The 16,548-nt window shown below is 48.1% G+C and carries 13 protein-coding genes; 1 reads left to right on the top strand and 12 read right to left on the bottom strand.

Annotation, left to right across the window (positions count from 1 at the left end):
- Nucleotides 1-824: 824 nt before the first annotated feature.
- The 6 genes from AABK39_RS26455 to AABK39_RS26430 all read right to left on the bottom strand — a co-directional run bounded on the left by AABK39_RS26455 (nucleotide 825) and on the right by AABK39_RS26430 (nucleotide 9,826).
- Entirely contained in the window at nucleotides 825-1,361 is a 537-nt protein-coding gene (locus AABK39_RS26455) for a DUF3347 domain-containing protein (protein ID WP_338396112.1), read from the bottom strand.
- Nucleotides 1,362-1,530: 169 nt separating this feature from the next.
- Nucleotides 1,531-3,297, bottom strand: coding sequence for an efflux RND transporter periplasmic adaptor subunit (locus AABK39_RS26450; protein WP_338396111.1), 1,767 nt, complete (start codon nucleotides 3,295-3,297; stop codon nucleotides 1,531-1,533).
- Nucleotides 3,281-4,543, bottom strand: a complete 1,263-nt coding sequence (locus AABK39_RS26445) for a TolC family protein (RefSeq protein WP_338396110.1) — start codon at nucleotides 4,541-4,543, stop codon at nucleotides 3,281-3,283. The genes AABK39_RS26450 and AABK39_RS26445 overlap by 17 nt, the downstream gene beginning before the upstream one ends.
- A complete protein-coding gene (locus tag AABK39_RS26440; RefSeq protein WP_338396109.1) occupies nucleotides 4,540-8,346 on the bottom strand; it encodes an efflux RND transporter permease subunit in 3,807 nt (1,268 codons plus the stop codon). Before AABK39_RS26440 ends, AABK39_RS26445 begins: the two co-directional genes overlap by 4 nt.
- A 147-nt stretch (nucleotides 8,347-8,493) precedes the next feature.
- A complete protein-coding gene (locus tag AABK39_RS26435) occupies nucleotides 8,494-8,925 on the bottom strand; it encodes an HYC_CC_PP family protein (protein WP_338396162.1) in 432 nt (143 codons plus the stop codon).
- A 700-nt stretch (nucleotides 8,926-9,625) separates the two neighbouring features.
- Nucleotides 9,626-9,826, bottom strand: a complete 201-nt coding sequence (locus AABK39_RS26430) for a hypothetical protein (protein ID WP_338396161.1) — start codon at nucleotides 9,824-9,826, stop codon at nucleotides 9,626-9,628.
- Between the two features lie 1,230 nt (nucleotides 9,827-11,056).
- Between AABK39_RS26430 and AABK39_RS26425 the strand changes: the two genes are divergently transcribed.
- Nucleotides 11,057-12,091, top strand: coding sequence for an ISAs1 family transposase (locus AABK39_RS26425; RefSeq protein ID WP_338391371.1), 1,035 nt, complete (start codon nucleotides 11,057-11,059; stop codon nucleotides 12,089-12,091).
- Between the two features lie 328 nt (nucleotides 12,092-12,419).
- On the opposite strand, the gene AABK39_RS26420 is transcribed toward AABK39_RS26425, so the two are convergent.
- The 6 genes from AABK39_RS26420 to AABK39_RS26395 form a co-directional block, all read right to left on the bottom strand.
- Complete coding sequence (locus AABK39_RS26420) at nucleotides 12,420-12,758, bottom strand: hypothetical protein (RefSeq protein ID WP_338396160.1); 339 nt, start codon at nucleotides 12,756-12,758, stop codon at nucleotides 12,420-12,422.
- A 37-nt stretch (nucleotides 12,759-12,795) separates the two neighbouring features.
- Complete coding sequence (locus tag AABK39_RS26415) at nucleotides 12,796-13,464, bottom strand: hypothetical protein (protein WP_338396159.1); 669 nt, start codon at nucleotides 13,462-13,464, stop codon at nucleotides 12,796-12,798.
- Nucleotides 13,465-13,624: 160 nt separating this feature from the next.
- Nucleotides 13,625-14,176 (bottom strand): hypothetical protein, encoded by a 552-nt coding sequence (locus tag AABK39_RS26410; RefSeq protein ID WP_338396158.1) that lies wholly within the window; start codon nucleotides 14,174-14,176, stop codon nucleotides 13,625-13,627.
- A 148-nt stretch (nucleotides 14,177-14,324) separates the two neighbouring features.
- A complete protein-coding gene (locus AABK39_RS26405; protein ID WP_338396157.1) occupies nucleotides 14,325-14,579 on the bottom strand; it encodes a Txe/YoeB family addiction module toxin in 255 nt (84 codons plus the stop codon).
- Nucleotides 14,576-14,833: a type II toxin-antitoxin system Phd/YefM family antitoxin gene (locus AABK39_RS26400; RefSeq protein WP_338396156.1), complete on the bottom strand. Its 258-nt coding sequence runs from the start codon at nucleotides 14,831-14,833 to the stop codon at nucleotides 14,576-14,578. The genes AABK39_RS26405 and AABK39_RS26400 overlap by 4 nt, the downstream gene beginning before the upstream one ends.
- A 774-nt stretch (nucleotides 14,834-15,607) precedes the next feature.
- On the bottom strand, nucleotides 15,608-16,405 hold the full coding sequence (locus AABK39_RS26395) for a toxin-antitoxin system YwqK family antitoxin (protein ID WP_338396155.1): 798 nt from the start codon (nucleotides 16,403-16,405) through the stop codon (nucleotides 15,608-15,610).
- Between the last annotated feature and the right edge of the window lie 143 nt (nucleotides 16,406-16,548).

The raw sequence follows: 16,548 nt of genomic DNA, 5'->3' as shown, positions 1-16,548 counted from the left end.
CTACCTCTAATTAGTTCATATATGGATATTTTTGTAGATAAAATAGAAGAGACCCCATCGAAAAAATAACCTTCATACCTAAACTAATAATATGCTATCATAGCAAAAACACATATATCAATGAATTTACCGACAGATTAAGGCTATCTCAAGAACCTATTTATACCCATATACCCTAACGTAGAGACAGGGCATGCCTTGTCTTCCTCCCTGTATTTCAATCAAATCTAAAAGCCATCGCAATTGCGATCCCTTAAACCCGAAGCTTCCCAGCTTCGCTAACCAACCCCGCTCATAACAAGCGATCACACTCAGCAACAATACAGGTTTATGAGGGGCGACACCCTTCACCTTACCGCCCCTGGCCGTCTTCAAATTCCGAAAGCGATCCGCAAACACATCAGTAAACAACTCCGTAAAAATATCTCAATGACAATACAACCAAAACCCACCGACTACGATAAAACGGAAAAACTTAAGTTACAGCCTTAGTATTCTAAAGGCAAAAATAAAAGAAGCCAGCGCCCTTGAAACGAACCACATCCCAAAAACCAACCGTCTCCAAAAAAACAGCGACACCCCACGTCCCGTATCCCACAATTCCCCTAGTTGAAACAACAGGCCCAAATGTATGGCGCAACATCAAAATATGTGCTGATAATCAAGACATAGAGTATTTGTTGTGTTCTTTTTTAGGAAAAAACTTTCAATATAACGTAAGTAAAAACTATTGACATCATTCCAGATTATCAAAACAAAAAAGGCGCCCCTTCCGGAGCGCCCTCTTAGATTTATAAAAACAACCTAGGTATAAACCGAAGCCCTTATTTCAACTCCTCGGTCACACGCCCGCAATGCAACATACGGTCGCCGAAATAAGGGTTGTTCACCTGCTTTTCGGCGCTCAGCCAGTAACCGCCCGTATTGTTGAAAGCCATAGAGCAGTATTGGCGATAGATGGTTTGTCTTCCCGATTTTCCTTTTTTGATATCATACACCACGGCCGACAGTTCGGAAAAGGCTTTGCGTTGGGCGTTCAGATTCGTCGCGCCGGTCAAGGCCTTGACCGCTTTGTTCAGCTTCGCGTTCTTAGCCTCGTTTTGTGAAACGTATTGTTGCATTTTCTTGGCTTCGGCTCCCGCCAGCTTCGCGTCGCTCTTAACCAAAGCGTCTTTTACCTTAAGGTAATGCCCCATAAGCCCCTTGGCCGAAACGCCCGTAGCCTTAACATGATTCATGGCCAAAGCCGTTGAGGGACCGCATTTCTTTCCCGAAGAGCAGCAAGACTGCGCCCAGCCATAAGAAACGCTTGAAACCAATACGATAACCAATGCCAGAAAATTTCTCTTTGTAATGTTCATATCTCTTGAATTATAATAGTTGAAAAATATAGAAATTGGGCGCGGATATTTGACCCGTACTATAATGTCATTATTTAGGGCAGTATTGGGTCTCAGGACGAAGCCGTTCTTACCGACGCGGTATCTAATACGTAATACCTGATACCTAAGACCCAACAAATCAACCCTCTTATTTAAGAACCTCACGCACTTCACCGCAACGAAGCATCATCTCGCCGAAATACGGATTGAGAACTTCCTCCGAATCGCTCAGCCAGAAGGCCCCCTTGTCTTGGTTGGCCATCGGGCAATATTGCAGATAAAGCTGTTCCGGACGGAAAGCCTTCGCCAAGGATATGAACGCATCCGAAACGGCGATAAACTCCAGCCTCGCCTTCTCGATGTCCGCGCTTTTCGCCATCAAATCCAAAGCTTTTGTCGCTTCCCCGCTCTTGCTCATCCACAGCTGATGCCCTTCGCCTTCGAAAGCCCCGTGAGAGACTTTCTTGATCGCCCCGGCCAAATTCGAAGCCTCGGTCTTCGCTTCCTCAAAACGGTCGTTCACCAATGCGTCCTTAAGCTTGAAGTACTCCCCGATCACGGACTTTAAAGCTTCCTTGGCTTTGTCCGAAACGGCTATCGGCTCGCTTACTTTCTGAACCTGATCCGAACCCTGCATGGAATGCCCGCCGTGTTGATGTCCCATCGGCATTTCTCCGCCTTCGGGATTCATCATGCTCGGCTTGCCCGCCAACTGCGCCGCCGCGTCGATATTGAACGTGCCGCTCACGGCGATTTCCTCTCCTTCCGCCAATCCTTCGGCTATGACGTAAGAATCGCCCAAGCCCGGCCCGAGGATCACTTTTCTCATCGTGAAATAGACGCCCGTAGGCTTCTCTTCCTTAACGTATACCACGGATTGTCTGCCCGTCCACATCACCGCCGATTTCGGTACGACGATGCTAGGCGTATCCGAGCCCAAATCACTGCCCACCTCGGCGCTGACCAACATATTCGGTTTCAGATCGCCCTCGGGGTTTTTGATGTCAAGTCTAGCCTCGGCCACACGCGTGCGCCCGCCGATTATAGGATCGATAAAGTCGATCTCGGCCTCAAAGGTTTTTCCCGGAAGGGAAGGAACCGTAAAGGTCACGGCGTCGCCGGTTTTCACCCAAGGCATATCGCTCTCATGCACGTCAAGCAACACCCACAGGCGCGACAGGTCGGCCACTTGCCAAAGCGTCTGTCCCCGTTTGATATAATCGCCCAGGTTCAGATTCTTCATCATCACCGTGCCATTCACGTCCGAACGGATGGCAAACCGCTCGATCGGTTCCCGGCTCGAAAGGATCTTATTGATCTGCCCTTCGGTAAGCTTCCAGTATTTTAGCTTCCGCTTGGCCGCCCGAAAGAGTTCGGGATGGCGCTCGCGCATCTTGTATGTTTCCAGCAGTTCCCTTTGGGCGCCGATCAGCTCCGGAGCGTACACATAGGCCAAGACCTGTCCTTTCTTCACGTATTCACCGCTATAGTTGACCAGCAGTTTTTCCACCCTGCCGCCAATATGCGCCGTTTGGGTGTACACCGCCCTTTCGTCTTCCTTCACCTTGCCGTTCAGCGAAGTCCGTTTGGTCGGAAGCCCCTCTTTCACGATTTGCGTCCGCACCTGCGCCAATTGCATGGCCGTGGGCGACATCTTCAGCGCCATAGGATTTTCCTCGCCCGATTCCTCGGTTACCGGGATAAGGTCCATCCCGCACAACGGGCATTTCCCCGGTTCCTTTTGCCTGATTTGCGGGTGCATGGAGCAGGTCCATTCCTGCGTCTTGCTCTCGTTTCCGTGCCCTTCGTGGACCTGGCTTTCCTCTTTCGGCGCCAAAAATATTTTTCCGATTCCCACGCCCGCCAGCAACATGCCCAAGGCGAGCAGAAGGCTATATTTATTTACGCTTTTCATCCTTGTAGTCTTTTGAGTCCGTACCCCTTACCAAATCCATTTTGGCTTTTGCCGTCCAATAGTTTCTTTTGGCCTCTTCGGTCATAATCCGATAGGCCAATTCCTTTTCCTGAAGCCTAAGCACCTCGACAAAATCCTTTCCCGTGGCCGAATAGTCGGCCAGCTGAAGCCTGAGCATACGTCCGAGTTGCCCTATCTGGTTTTGGTAAAGGGCGTTTTGTTCTTCGGCCCGAACCATTCCGTATTGTGCTTCGCTTAATTCGGTCGATAAACTATTGGATATCGATTCGTTCCGGTATTCCCAGTACTCACGCTTTTTCTCCGCCTCGATTTGCATCGCCTTGTATTTCTTTCTGAAAATCGGAAGGCTTAGCGTCACCATCGGCATAAAGGCGTTCTTGCCGTTGTCTTTCAGGTCGGGCATACCCTCGCGCTTATCGATAAAAGCGTAGTCCATACCCACGCCGAATTTCGGCATGCCCTGCTTTTTGGCCAGCCTTTCTTCGGTCTCCGCACGGTTTTTCATATGCGCCGTTTCGCCAAGCATTGGGTTGTGTTTGAAGCTCAGCGTATCGTTCGAAAGTACTCCTTCTGGTATTTCCGCCAGAACTTCGGGTAGTTCTATTTCCGGATCCCCCTCCCTGTTCAACAGGCGGTTGAAACCGTTTCTCAAGCTCGGCCATTGCGCCTTAAGCACTTCCAGTTCGGTTTGGCGGTTTTCCAAACGTAAATCAACCCGCAAAACGTCCACAAGCTTGCCTTCGGCGCCACTATACTTGGCCGTAATCAGACTTTTGTACCGCTCCAGCACCGCTATCTGCTCCCGTATCCATTCGCCTTTGGCTTTCCATTCCTGAAGCTCGTAATACTTGCTTCTCACCTCAAAGAACAGCTGGTTACGGGCTTGGATAAACCGCTGGAAATCGGCTTCAGCTTGTTCCGCCGCCACTTTTTCCTTCAAGGCGTAAGTCCCGAACCAAGGGAAAGTCTGGCTCAAAGACAATTTGGCCTGTTGCGCCCCCACACGTGTCTCGATCGGACTGATGAAATAGCCGAATGACAATTTCGGATCATCCCAGGCCTTGGCTTGGGTAATACGCTGCATGCTCGCCTCAAAGCGGGCGTACACCGCTTTCAGCTCCGGACTGTTCCGGGCCGCTTCACTGAGGAAAGATTCGGCATCCTGCGCCTTTGCGCCCGCGCTAAAGGCCAATCCGGCGATAAGGAATAAAATCAAACGTTTCATGCTTTTTCCTCCTTCCCTAGTTTTGATTCGGCTCTCCAACTGTAGAGCACCGGCGTAATGAAATAGGTCACCGCCGCCACTACCATTCCTCCGAATGCCGGTATGGCCATCGGAATCATAATGTCGGACCCTCTTCCCGTGGAAGTCAGCACCGGCAACACGGCGATGATCGTGGTAGCCGAGGTCATGACAGCCGGCTTTATCCTTCGGCTACCAGCCTGACATATCGCCTCCCGGATACTTTCCCTGTCCTTCGGCTTGTTCTTGTTCATGCTTTGGTCCAGATAGGTCCCGATCAGTACCCCGTCGTCCGTAGCGATACCGAACAAGGCGATAAAGCCCACCCAAACCGCCACGCTCAGGTTGACGGTATGCATCTGGAACAGCTCCCGGAAATTCACGGTTCCCAAGTCCAGATTCATAAACCAATCCTGGCCGTAAAGCCAAAGCAGGATAAACGCCCCGCTGAAGGCCATCGCGATTCCCGTGAAAATCATAAGGGACGTGGCCACGGAACGGAACTGCATATAGAGGATCATAAAAATGGTCAGCAGTACGATCGGTACGATAATGCTCAGGCGCTTCTCCGCCCGAATCTGGTTCTCGTAATTTCCGGAAAACTTATAGCTTACGCCCGCCGGAACGGTCAGCTCGCCATTGTCTATCCGGCCTTGGATATATTGTTGTGCCCGCTTCACCACTTCTCCTTCGGACTCTCCGTCCAGCTTGTCGAAAAGGACATAACCTACCAGGAAAGTCTCCTCGCTCTTGATCATCTGGGGGCCTTGAACGTATTCGATGTCGATCAGCTCCTCCAAAGGGACCTGGGCGCCCGACGGTGTCGGAATGAATATGCTCGCCAAGGCCTCTGGGTTGTCCCGCAATTCGCGCGGATAACGCACCCGGATAGGAAAACGCTCACGGCCTTCCACCGTCTGGCTGAGCCGCACGCCTCCTATAGCCGTTTCGATAAACCGCTGTACGTCCTCGATGCTCAAGCCGTAACGGGCGATTTCCGTACGATTGATTTTAAGGTGCAGATATGGTTTGCCCACGATCCTGTCTGCGAAGACGGCTTCTTTCTTCACGGTGGGCACTTCCTTGAGCAGATCCTCCAGCTTCAGCCCGAATTCCTCGATGGTTTTCAAATCCGGTCCGTAGACCTTGATGCCCATCGGCGCCCGCATACCCGTCTGCAACATCACCAACCTCGTTTCTATCGGCTGAAGTTTCGGCGCCGAAGTGACGCCCGGAATCTTGCTGGCCTTGACTATTTCGTTCCAGATATCGTCGGAAGACTGTATATGCGTTCGCCAATTCCTGAAATATTCCCCTTCGGAATATTCCACCAAGTCCCTGCCCGGGTTCAGGTTTCTTTCCAAAGCCTCGTCATTGCTGAGCTTCTCTCCCGTTTTGGTTTCGAATTTCCCTTCGCCGTCCACCTTGAACCTCGGCTTACGGTCATTCTTATCGGTAAAATATTCGGTTTTGTAGTTGATGATGTTCTCGTACATCGAAATGGGCGCCGGGTCCAAGGCCGATTCCACTCGTCCGAGTTTGCCCACGGCCAAATCCACTTCCGGAATATTGGCCATCAGCATATCCAGTTGTTGCACCACCCGTTTGTTCTGGTCAAGGCCGGCGTGAGGCATCGAAGTCGGCATCAAAAGAAAACTCCCCTCGTCCAAGGCCGGCATAAACTCGTTGCCCATGCCCGGAAAGGCGTGCGACATGGCGCTCCAAGGGGCCGTAGCCCTGATATTCCATCCGACAGAATCAAATCCTTTGGCAACAAATCCGAACAACGGTTGAAAACCGACCCAAGCCATCAGGGCGAAGGCCATCAAGCTGAAAGGCAGGGCCAAAAACTTTTTCTTGTTCTCAAGGCACCATTGGAGTATTCGTCTGTAATTTCTTTCCAAAGCGTAAAAACCGCCGAGGATAACAGCCAAAAGGGCGGTGACGAAAAGGAAGTTCCACCAGAAGGAAAAACCGAGCCCCAGAGGCATCCAGTACTGCGCCAGCAGGGCGTCGACGGAAACAATGGCCGCCGCTATCGGCGCCATATCCGATATCTTTTTCGGTACCCGGGGCACATAGGCGATAAGGTAGGAAAGCGCCAAAGCCGACAGCATACCGCCCGCCTGCCAAGAGTATCGCCACCCGACAAACAGCCCGGCCAAAAGCAAAAGGGCGTTTGCGATCTTGGTTTTGTTCTCGCTTTTCAGTTTGAATCCGAAAATCCAGTAAGCGAGCGTAGGAAGGATCAGCAAGCTGACCAACAGCGCCGCCAACAAGGCGAAAGTCTTGGTGAAGGCCAATGGACGGAACAGTTTGCCTTCGGCGGCCTGCATCGTAAACACCGGAACGAAACTGATAATCGTTGTCGCCACGGCCGTGAGGATAGCCGAGCCAACTTCGGTAGCGGCGGTTTCGATCGTATCCACCAGCTTCTGGCCCGGGGGCGCTTCCTTGATGTGTTTAATCACGTTTTCGGAAAGCACGATACCCAAATCCACCATGGTGCCAATGGCAATGGCGATGCCGGACAATGCCACAATATTGGCGTCCACATGAAAATAGCGCATAGCGATAAACACCATGAGCACGGCGACGGGCAACAGGCTTGAGATCAAAAACGAGGCCCGCAGGTTCAGCACCATAATGATCACCACCAATACGGTCACCAATACCTCCAGAGACAACGCCTCCTCCAAGGTGCCCAAGGTTTCGTGGATCAAATTCGAACGGTCATAGAAAGGCATGACGGTCAGTTGGCTTTCCCTGCCGTCTGCGAGGGTCTTCTTGGGTAATCCCGAAGAAATAGCCCGCATCTTGTCCTTCACCCTGTTGATTACCTGCATCGGATTGGAACCGTATCGGGCCACGACCACCCCTCCGACTACCTCGGCGCCGTCTTTGTCCAACGCTCCCCGACGAGTAGCCGGCCCGAGATTTACACGGGCGATATCCTTGATACGAATAGGCGTCTGGTCCACCAAAGAAACTACGGCCTCCTCCAAATCCCCGATTGATTTGACATATCCCAATCCGCGAACCAAATACTCGGCTTGGTTGATCTCGATGGTTTTGGCACCGACGTCCTTATTTGCCTGTTGTACCGCACGCATCACTTGATGAAGCGCTATATTATAGCTCTTCAAGGCGTTAGGATCCACGTCGACTTGGTATTCCTGGACATAGCCACCTATCGAAGCCACTTCCGAAACGCCTTCCACGGCGCTAAGGGCGTATTTTACATGAAAATCCTGCACCTTGCGGATCTCGTGCAAATCCCAGCCTCCCGTAGGATTCCCTTCCGGATCACGGCCCTCCAGCGTGTACATATACACCTGTCCCAAAGCCGTGGCGTCAGGGCCCAAAGCTGGCTGTACGCCCTCGGGCAACAGGTTGGAAGGCAAAGAATTCAGCTTTTCAAGTATCCGCGAACGCGACCAATAGAACTCCACATCCTCCTTGAAGATGATATAGATGCTCGACATCCCAAATATCGAGGAGCTGCGGATAGACTTCACTCCCGGGATTCCCAAAAGCGAAGTGGTCAACGGATAGGTGATCTGGTCCTCGATATCCTGAGGAGACCGCCCCATCCACTGCGTAAAGACAATCTGCTGGTTTTCCCCGATATCGGGGATGGCGTCCACCGCCACGGGATCGGACGGGAGCCAATCGTTTTTCCAGGCAAAGGGAGCCGTTACCATTCCCCAGAGCACCAGAAAAAGCATAAGTATAAATGTTATCAACCTGTTGCGCAGGAAGTAACGTATTACGGTGTGTAACATAACACAACTGTTATTTCAACATAAAGAATATGGGAATGAGCGATTTCCTCTCCCGAGGAATACAACAGTAGCGCTTACGATTATACCGCAAAGGGCATACGAAAGCGGACCGCCATACGGCGCTCAAAATCTTAGATGAAATAACAATTAGGCGTACAGAACTATCCTCTGATACAGAAGGTATAGATCCCTGTCGGGAAGGGGCGGTTCTGCGAGACTCCAGCTTACGGGCTCTGAATCCTGAAGGTTTGGGCTCCAGACAAACGTCCGGGCGAAAGCTTCCAGAAACAAAGGACTGATTCCCATATCCGTCAATGCGGAAGGGAAATCTTCGTCTATCGAAACCGACATGATTTGGTTCTCGCAGCAAGGGGTGGAATGTACCCGCGAGTGTTCGGAACCCTTTTCCTTTGGGCAAGAGTCCATCTCGAACATCTCCATCCCGCAGGTCAGGTCATCATGAGAAAAAGACAGCTGACGCTCAACCGCCTTGCCACCGCAAAAATGTACGCCCACAGCAAGCCCCATGTTGTTCAACAACAGAAGCAAGGCGAACGATATGGCGATAACTTTCCTCATGTGTCGCAAATAATGCGTAAAATATTTTCTTAATCAACTCTTCCTTCTCTTTCCAACGAAAAAAAAGGATACAAATTGAGTTACGGGAGAGGGAGAAAAATGTTTTAATTGGCTTAACCCGCTCTAACCACGATAAGTCATCAAAAAATGATAACGTAGAGACAGGGGTATGCCCTGTCTCACACACGAATGGTAAAACACATCGCCTTCCAACGACCAAAATCCGATCACAATCCCGAAAACAACCACATCCCAAAACCCAAAACCAACCGTCTCCAAAAAAAAAGCGACACCCCACGTCCCGTATCCGACAATTCCCCTAGTTGAGACAACAGGCCCATCGGTGTTCGTCGTCAAGCCCGGAGCGGCAATCGCGCCGGCTCGCCTTACCAGCCTCCATTCCTAACGTCACTCCGGCAGGCAAGCCGCCCTACGGGTGTCGCTCCACTGCGGTGGCCGGATCCCAAAAAATACGCGTAGGCCATATCAAGCACCGCCCGCCTCAGCCCCGGAAAAAACCGGGCCATCGCCGGGCTCCAGCCTGGTGATACACCCTACATCCAGGTTCCGACCTGGCCACCTCCGTTCCGCTCCAAGCCGTCACGCTTCCCGCTTTCCGGGCCCTCCTCCTCACGGCGCTTCCCCCTGTTCCGTCGGCCTGTCGGCATTACGTTCCCTTGCCCTTCCGCTCCTGCCGTCGCTACAGGCCGGTCACTCCATACCGCCCCGCCGCCGGCCCAGCCAGCGCCAGAGTTAGGCTCGCCTGCGTAGTCGGTCGGGCATCAGCAATCTCAATAAAAGCCTCCGGCAGGTAGGTCGCCTCGTGTTTGTCCGTTCCTCCGCAACCCTCCGGAAACGGACAAACAAGGCCGGCCACACCCTCCGCAAGCTCCGGGCTCATCGGCCGCCACCCTCCCTCCGCTCGCAGGCGGCTCGCGCGGCTGACGCCGCCAAGGGCCTTCGCAAAAGCGAAGCCCGTCCACATCCCCGACCACCACCCCGTTTTAAAACAAACTCGTACAGACACGGGCATGCCCTGTCTCACACGCGAATGGTCAAACAGAAACAGATCGGAAAAACAAGAATAGAAACACCCCTAAAAAAACGCGTAGCGAAACCCGCCTCGCCGAAAAACAAACGAAAAAGACAACTTAGCAGAGCGATCTCATTCTCGCAAATAAAAACAGGCAAAAGAGAATAATAAAACGCCACGGGAACGTCCGGAAACCGGAACTATTATCCACTCCTCCGTCGCTCCTAACAGCCCCCCCCGGCCCCCGGCCGAATGTAAAGGCTCCTTTCTTCTCTTTTTTTTCCCTTTTTTTCTCTTCTTTCCGGGGATAGTCTTTGTTGAAAAGAAAACCCGCCAAACGCAAAAAATCCGGCATGTCATACACACCGGATTTTCCCATTTATATTTTATTGATACAGCCCTTGTGTTACGGCTAAAAGGCTAATGCGCCCAGCCTGTGTTCCCAGCTAGGAAGCCAGAAATGGCGATGAATAAATTGACAAGAGCCGAATGACTTAAAGCTATATCAGCTAATCGCTCTCTTTGTATCCCAATATTACTTGATCTTCAAAAAAGACAAAACTGAAAAGTCGTGCGGAATAGTAATACAAGTCTTTTGTTTCCGAAGTTTCTTGAGAACAACAGTTATTCATGAAATACATTCTGAATGTCGGAATAAAATCACAATCTACTATTCCCTCAGCTTTTTTATTGTCCACCCTTATATTACATAATAACATTGAAGTCATTAGATCTAATGAATCATAAACGATAATATATTTCCGACCTAAATAGATCTTCCCCATGTCACAGGGCGATGCGGAGCATCTGGCTTCATACTCTTTATCATCGACAGAAAATTTATAGTATATAAACTTTCTATTTTTCCTTCCTGTATAAAATTCCGATACCAGGGCCTGTTCATAAAGCGTCTGAGAAAATAGGAGCTTACCACCATGAATTGCAATTTTGAATTACCACAAACAAACTTGCGGTTGATGGATAAGCTCCCAAAAAAACGAAATTAATCAATACTACCTCCAGTTACAACTAAGCCTTGTAGACCACAGGAACGCCAAGGGGAAGAAGCACGAACTGGCTTTTGTCGTACTGTGCTTTATGCTTGCCGTATTCAGGAGCGGAGGAAAACTCAATTTCTCACAGATTCACCGCTCAATGAAAAGGGATCACGATTATTGGCGGGATTTCACAGGTGGTAAAAGTAAGTGTTGTGTGAGCCGTGTTCAACTCCGAAGAATCCTGAAGGATACAGATATACAGGGACTTAAGGCGGTTGCTGAAACCACTTTTAACGCAAACGAAACTATAGATCCGCAAGCTCTTCAATGGTTTTCGATTGACGGTAAAGAACTCCGGGGGAGTATCGACAAATCCTCAGGGGACAAACGCGGGGAAAGCGTGGTTCTGGTTACCGCGCAAGAAGATAAAACCAGCAAGGTTGTAGGCTACTATTCGGGTACCAAAGACTCCGAGCGGGGTATTGTCGACGAATATTTTGAAACTCAATCCGGTCTTTCGGGAACGGCTTATACGATGGATGCCCTTCACAATAATTCCGGGTTACTGGAGGGAATCCATGGAAAACGGGGCGTCTACCTTTCACAAATAAAAGGGAACCAGAAAATACTCCGTGAAGACCTTCGAGACATGGAGCGGAGATCAGAATGTTTGGATTATAAAAAGACCGTCGAAAAGGGCCATGGCAGGATCGAAACAAGAATATACCGGACCTACCCGGTGGAAACGGGATGCTTGGAGCGTCGCTGGTCGAATACGGGGATGAGCTGCTTCATACGGGTAGACCGTACCCGTAAAGTCGTTAAAACAGGAAAAACATCAAGCGAGACATCATACTACGTCAGCAATATAAATACCGGTCTTATTGATCAATACAACTTGCCTAACGCCGTAAGGGGACACTGGTCCGTAGAGGCAAACAATAATATGAGGGATACGAACTTCGGAGAGGACGGGTTAAGGAGCCTTGTCTCTGGTATACAGCAAAGTGTTTCATGTATTTTGACTGCTGTAATGAATATTTTGATCCAAAGGAACGCTGGTGAAAATATGAATGAAATGCGAGAGGAGATCGTAGCAGATATAAATTCTATTCACCAATATTTTAATAGATAGACCTTTATGAACAAGCCCTGATTCCGATACCTCACCAATTGTATATTGTCTATTCTTTTGTAATGAATATGTTTTGTATACACCAAACCCTACAAGAGAGAGCATACAAACTAAATAAATGGAAACACCCTTTATTATTATTGATTTAATACTCTTTTTCACTTTCATCGTATACTTCTTTTGTCGTACTCAATCTCATTGACCTTGACATTCTAGCGGCCCCGACTGCCCGAATAAGGCCACTTTACTCTCTTTACTTTCTGCTCTTTCCGGAGATAGTCTTTGTTGAAAAGAAAACTGCCTAAACGCGAAATACTCTCTCTACATTTTAGGTGGTACAGTCAAAATAATGTGTTCTAAAATAATATAAAGCGTCACCTGGCGGGGTATTGTGGCTATTTTCTAATAGCCAATCCCCTACCTCACTAAGAGGTAATTGAAGGCTCTCTAAATAGTGAATTATAGCGGCAATTGGATATGCCGTTTCATGGTGAATAGAGTCTTCATCAAACTTATCAGAATAATTTTCAAGGAAAGAAATAGTCAGGATTTCGGATTCTTTTTCAGAGTGATGAAAATATTGTTGGAGAAAATACGCCGATATTTCTAAAAACTTATAGGTATCATCATATCCCATTGATTGTATAACTCTTTTTAGGTCCTTCATTTCTGCATATACTTATCAAAGTAACTGTAGTGGCTCCCTACAATTCGCCTATCCTCTTTATCTCAGCCCCAATATATCGCGAACGGTCCGTATAGGAGAAATAACAATAGACACTGTCTCTAACCCTGTGCATATTATATCTCCTAAACCAATCAATTACCTTTTCATCCAAAACAACCAAGACCTCCAGATACATCTGACCGCGTCCTTTGTTTGCCTTAAAAGCGTTCATCGTAAAATCAGAGGGAACCACCCCAAACCCCGACTCCTCATCAAAACATATCGATGTACTGTACAGCACAAACTTATTCTCCCGTGTGCCTTTTCCGGTTATATGATAGGAATGATACTCTTTAAGTTTGTCTACCACATTGTTTTCTATCAATTGAATATCATCCGCCCCCGTTTTTTCACCCCACACGTGTAACCTCCTTGTAAATAGAAAAGCAGAGCCAGCCCTATACATTTCTATTTCAAGCGGGTTTAAAACACTAACGGGCATCCTTCTTTTTATACTAATGCTCTTTATCGATTTTTCATTTATCGCATCCGCTTCAATAAATGTGATAATCCTATCCAATTGATTTACAGACGGTGAGTTGCAATCATAATCGTCCCGGTATCCAACCCCGACCCTCACCATAAGGACAGTGAACATAAAAAGCACGAACGAAACCGAGATTGTTATGATATAAACCTTCTTCATTGTATTAGCCTCTGATGAAACCATAATAAAAAACCGTAGAGACACGGGCATGCCCTGTCTCCCCCTGTGGATGGTAACACAACAATAGCCGATAAATAGATATCTAATCCCCTGATTTAAGCCGAATATTCCATATCCCCGTATCGAAAATTCCGCCACCCTAATTCGGAACCTTCATCTTTATCTCGCCACCAAAAAAGACCTCATTGATAATCACACTGAAGCCATAGAGAAAATTTGTTTCGAATTTCGCCCTTGCCTCTTTGCTTTCTTGCACACAACAACCTCTAAAATTCACAAGCGTGTGATATGGAAAAAAATCAGACTCGACCTTTCCTGTAAAACTAGCTGGTAAAGGTTCAGAACATACTAATATACTGCTTCCGGAATATTGGAGATTATACGTTACTACATACTTCCCTCCGGTTTGAATAAGGTCATCCCCGCAAGCGTCTAATGTCATTATCTGAGATTTTTTTTCTCCCTTATCAGTGGTATAGGTGTATCTAAAATGTCTACGCCCCTTTATACCTTCGTATTTCTCGATTACGGTGCCTATTGCGTACTTATAGTCTTTCTGGAACTGTCGTTCCAGACTCAGGACACGAAGATCCCAAGCAAAGTACATTACAAAAGGGATACTTAGCCCCGCACATATACCAACCACATTCCGTCTCAAAGAGGAGCTCTTATTCTTTGCTTTCTTTTTCATATCAATCCGATGAGCCGGCTCCCCACCACACCAATTGTAATATTGGCTATCCATTCTGCTGACTTCCGCCAAAAATGGTTCTACCAGCGCACCCGTCTCTTCAAATCACAAAAAAATCCACTAACGGCTCCCTCCGGCCCCGCCAACCTCACCGATAATGATACCTGCAAGAAACAATCACCACCTCCGTATCCGAAAACGAATACACCAGCCGGTGCTCACCGTCAATCCGCCTAGACCAATACCCCGACAAAGCGTGCTTCAACGCCTCCGGATTCCCGGCCCCCTCCGTCGGGGTCCGCTGAATCGTCTTGATCAGCGTATTGATCTTTTTTAAAACCCGCTTATCCGACTGCCACTTCACATAGTCGTCCCAAGCCTCCTTCGAAAAAACTACGTTCATTCCGGATCGATCAGTTTACCCTTTACAGTCTCACCGCACTCCACCTGCCCGATCGATCGCATCAAATGCTCTGCGTTCGCCTTGGACCTCATCAAATGCATCGTCTCCAACATCGCGTTATATTCCCTCATCGAAATCGTCACCGTACCCTCGCCGGATCCCCGCTTCACGATCAACGTCTCGCCATCCTCTTCCACCCGGTCAAGGTATTTCTTCAAATCCTTCCGGAACTCCGTATAATTTGCAGCTATCATAAATTCATGATTTAAATTCAAGTACAAATATAAGTACGTTTAAAAGTACATAAAAGTTCCCGATCACAAAAAAATATCCGAACGAAGCCTCTCCGGCCCCCAACCAACACCACGTTCAGTACAAATAGTTTCCAAAGAATACAAAACCGCTGTCGCCGGGCTCCAGCCCGGTGACCATCCATACTGGCAGGTTCCGACCTGCCCCATCCAGATGGTAACACAACAACGATCAACGTAGAGACACGGGCATGCCCTGTCTAACACGCGAATGGTAAAACAGAAACAAATCGGAAAAACAAGGATCGCCCCCCCTAAAAACCCGCATAGCGAAACCCGCCCCGCCGAAAAACAAACGAAAAAGAGGACTTAGCGGAGCGATCTCATTCTCGCAAATAAAAACAGGCAAAAGAGAATAATAAACGCCACGGGAACGTCCGGAAACCGGAGCTATTATCCGCTCCTCCGTCGCTCCAACCGAGCGATAGCGAGCTCACGAACACATTTACAAATTAAACACAAGTGAGTAAACAGCCCCGGCCTCCGGCCCCCAGCCGGCTGTAAAGGCTCCTTTCTTCTCTTTTTTTCCCTTTTTTCTGTTCTTTCCGGGGATAGTCTTTGTTGAAAAGAAAATCCGGCATGTTAGGCATACCGGATTGTCCATTTATATAGCCAAATGACCACCGAAATCAGCCTAATTTCCCAGCTGTCTAGCCAGAAACGGCCGATATGCAAGCCTATGATAGCGGAGGGTAAGATGTCCTATTTTATCAAAATTTAAGGAACAACAGGAAATACCTTCTTATCATAACCTATTTCGTCCTTCCCATTTTCCCTAGTTATCAGCTGGACTTCTAGTATGTGATTTTCGTTAACAGTTATTCTCTTCTTTAAACGGGCATAATGATACTCGGGTATCATGTTTAAGCGAGTCCAAGTCGAGTCAAGGTTAGAAAATCTAAAGAGAAGAGCGACATGAGTTCCTATTATTACTGGTGTTGATACCGCTACTTCTAGCTGTTCCCCAACTTTTATAAAGTCATTGTCAGCTCTCCAAATTATAAAAGGGGTTTTTTCTCCTTTTTCGCTGAAATTACCATCAACATCGTATGACCTTTTGTAAGCTATCTTCTCGTCAGGGGTATAATATATATGATACTTGATCTTGGAGATAGCGCTGTCATAATATATGTATTCATTTATTAGATGCCCACTATCAAAGAATAAGGCGCTTCTTTTATTTCCACTTTCGTAGTAATAGGTATGCCAAATGCTGTCTTGCTTTCCGTTAAAATAGGTTCCTGTGACTACTTGTTGCCCCGCAGTATCATAGCAACAGATATCTCCATGTTTCTTTCCATCTTTCACGTGGAAACGCATAGATTTAGTTCCATTTTCATGATAGTTCACAACGCCTTCATCGTAGATGGTATCCCCCTTGACCACATTAAATTCAGAGACGCCAAGGTAGTTTCCATTTATATCAAAAATATTTTTCCTCTGCTTAACCTCTGCTTTTCTACAAGAAAAAAGTAGTGTTAGTAATACTAAGGCGATTTTACAGTTATGACTCATTATTTCCGTTCAGTACCACAATATTGACGATTCATAATTATTGTTCCATCATATCAAACCGCTTCGGTACCCCTAGGAAGAAACATTATAAGCGTAAGGCCCACCACAAATGCAACATTCACATAAATAAAAAAGTCCCTGTA

The organism is Fulvitalea axinellae, from assembly GCF_036492835.1.
Classification (GTDB): domain Bacteria; phylum Bacteroidota; class Bacteroidia; order Cytophagales; family Cyclobacteriaceae; genus Fulvitalea; species Fulvitalea axinellae.
The sequence above is the reverse complement of the archived record's forward strand: the minus strand, read 5'-3'. Positions and strand labels throughout refer to the sequence as shown.

Bases quoted from the DNA above. Each gene is read 5' to 3' on its own strand.
- AABK39_RS26440 (WP_338396109.1), bottom strand. From the start codon at position 8,346: ATGTTACACACCGTAATACGTTACTTCCTGCGCAACAGGTTGATAACA.
- AABK39_RS26420 (WP_338396160.1), bottom strand. From the start codon at position 12,758: ATGAAGGACCTAAAAAGAGTTATACAATCAATGGGATATGATGATACC.
- AABK39_RS26410 (WP_338396158.1), bottom strand. From the start codon at position 14,176: ATGAAAAAGAAAGCAAAGAATAAGAGCTCCTCTTTGAGACGGAATGTG.
- AABK39_RS26455 (WP_338396112.1), bottom strand. From the start codon at position 1,361: ATGAACATTACAAAGAGAAATTTTCTGGCATTGGTTATCGTATTGGTT.
- AABK39_RS26445 (WP_338396110.1), bottom strand. From the start codon at position 4,543: ATGAAACGTTTGATTTTATTCCTTATCGCCGGATTGGCCTTTAGCGCG.
- AABK39_RS26430 (WP_338396161.1), bottom strand. From the start codon at position 9,826: ATGAGCCCGGAGCTTGCGGAGGGTGTGGCCGGCCTTGTTTGTCCGTTT.
- AABK39_RS26425 (WP_338391371.1), top strand. From the start codon at position 11,057: ATGCTTGCCGTATTCAGGAGCGGAGGAAAACTCAATTTCTCACAGATT.
- AABK39_RS26395 (WP_338396155.1), bottom strand. From the start codon at position 16,405: ATGAGTCATAACTGTAAAATCGCCTTAGTATTACTAACACTACTTTTT.
- AABK39_RS26415 (WP_338396159.1), bottom strand. From the start codon at position 13,464: ATGAAGAAGGTTTATATCATAACAATCTCGGTTTCGTTCGTGCTTTTT.
- AABK39_RS26400 (WP_338396156.1), bottom strand. From the start codon at position 14,833: ATGATAGCTGCAAATTATACGGAGTTCCGGAAGGATTTGAAGAAATAC.
- AABK39_RS26450 (WP_338396111.1), bottom strand. From the start codon at position 3,297: ATGAAAAGCGTAAATAAATATAGCCTTCTGCTCGCCTTGGGCATGTTG.
- AABK39_RS26435 (WP_338396162.1), bottom strand. From the start codon at position 8,925: ATGAGGAAAGTTATCGCCATATCGTTCGCCTTGCTTCTGTTGTTGAAC.
- AABK39_RS26405 (WP_338396157.1), bottom strand. From the start codon at position 14,579: ATGAACGTAGTTTTTTCGAAGGAGGCTTGGGACGACTATGTGAAGTGG.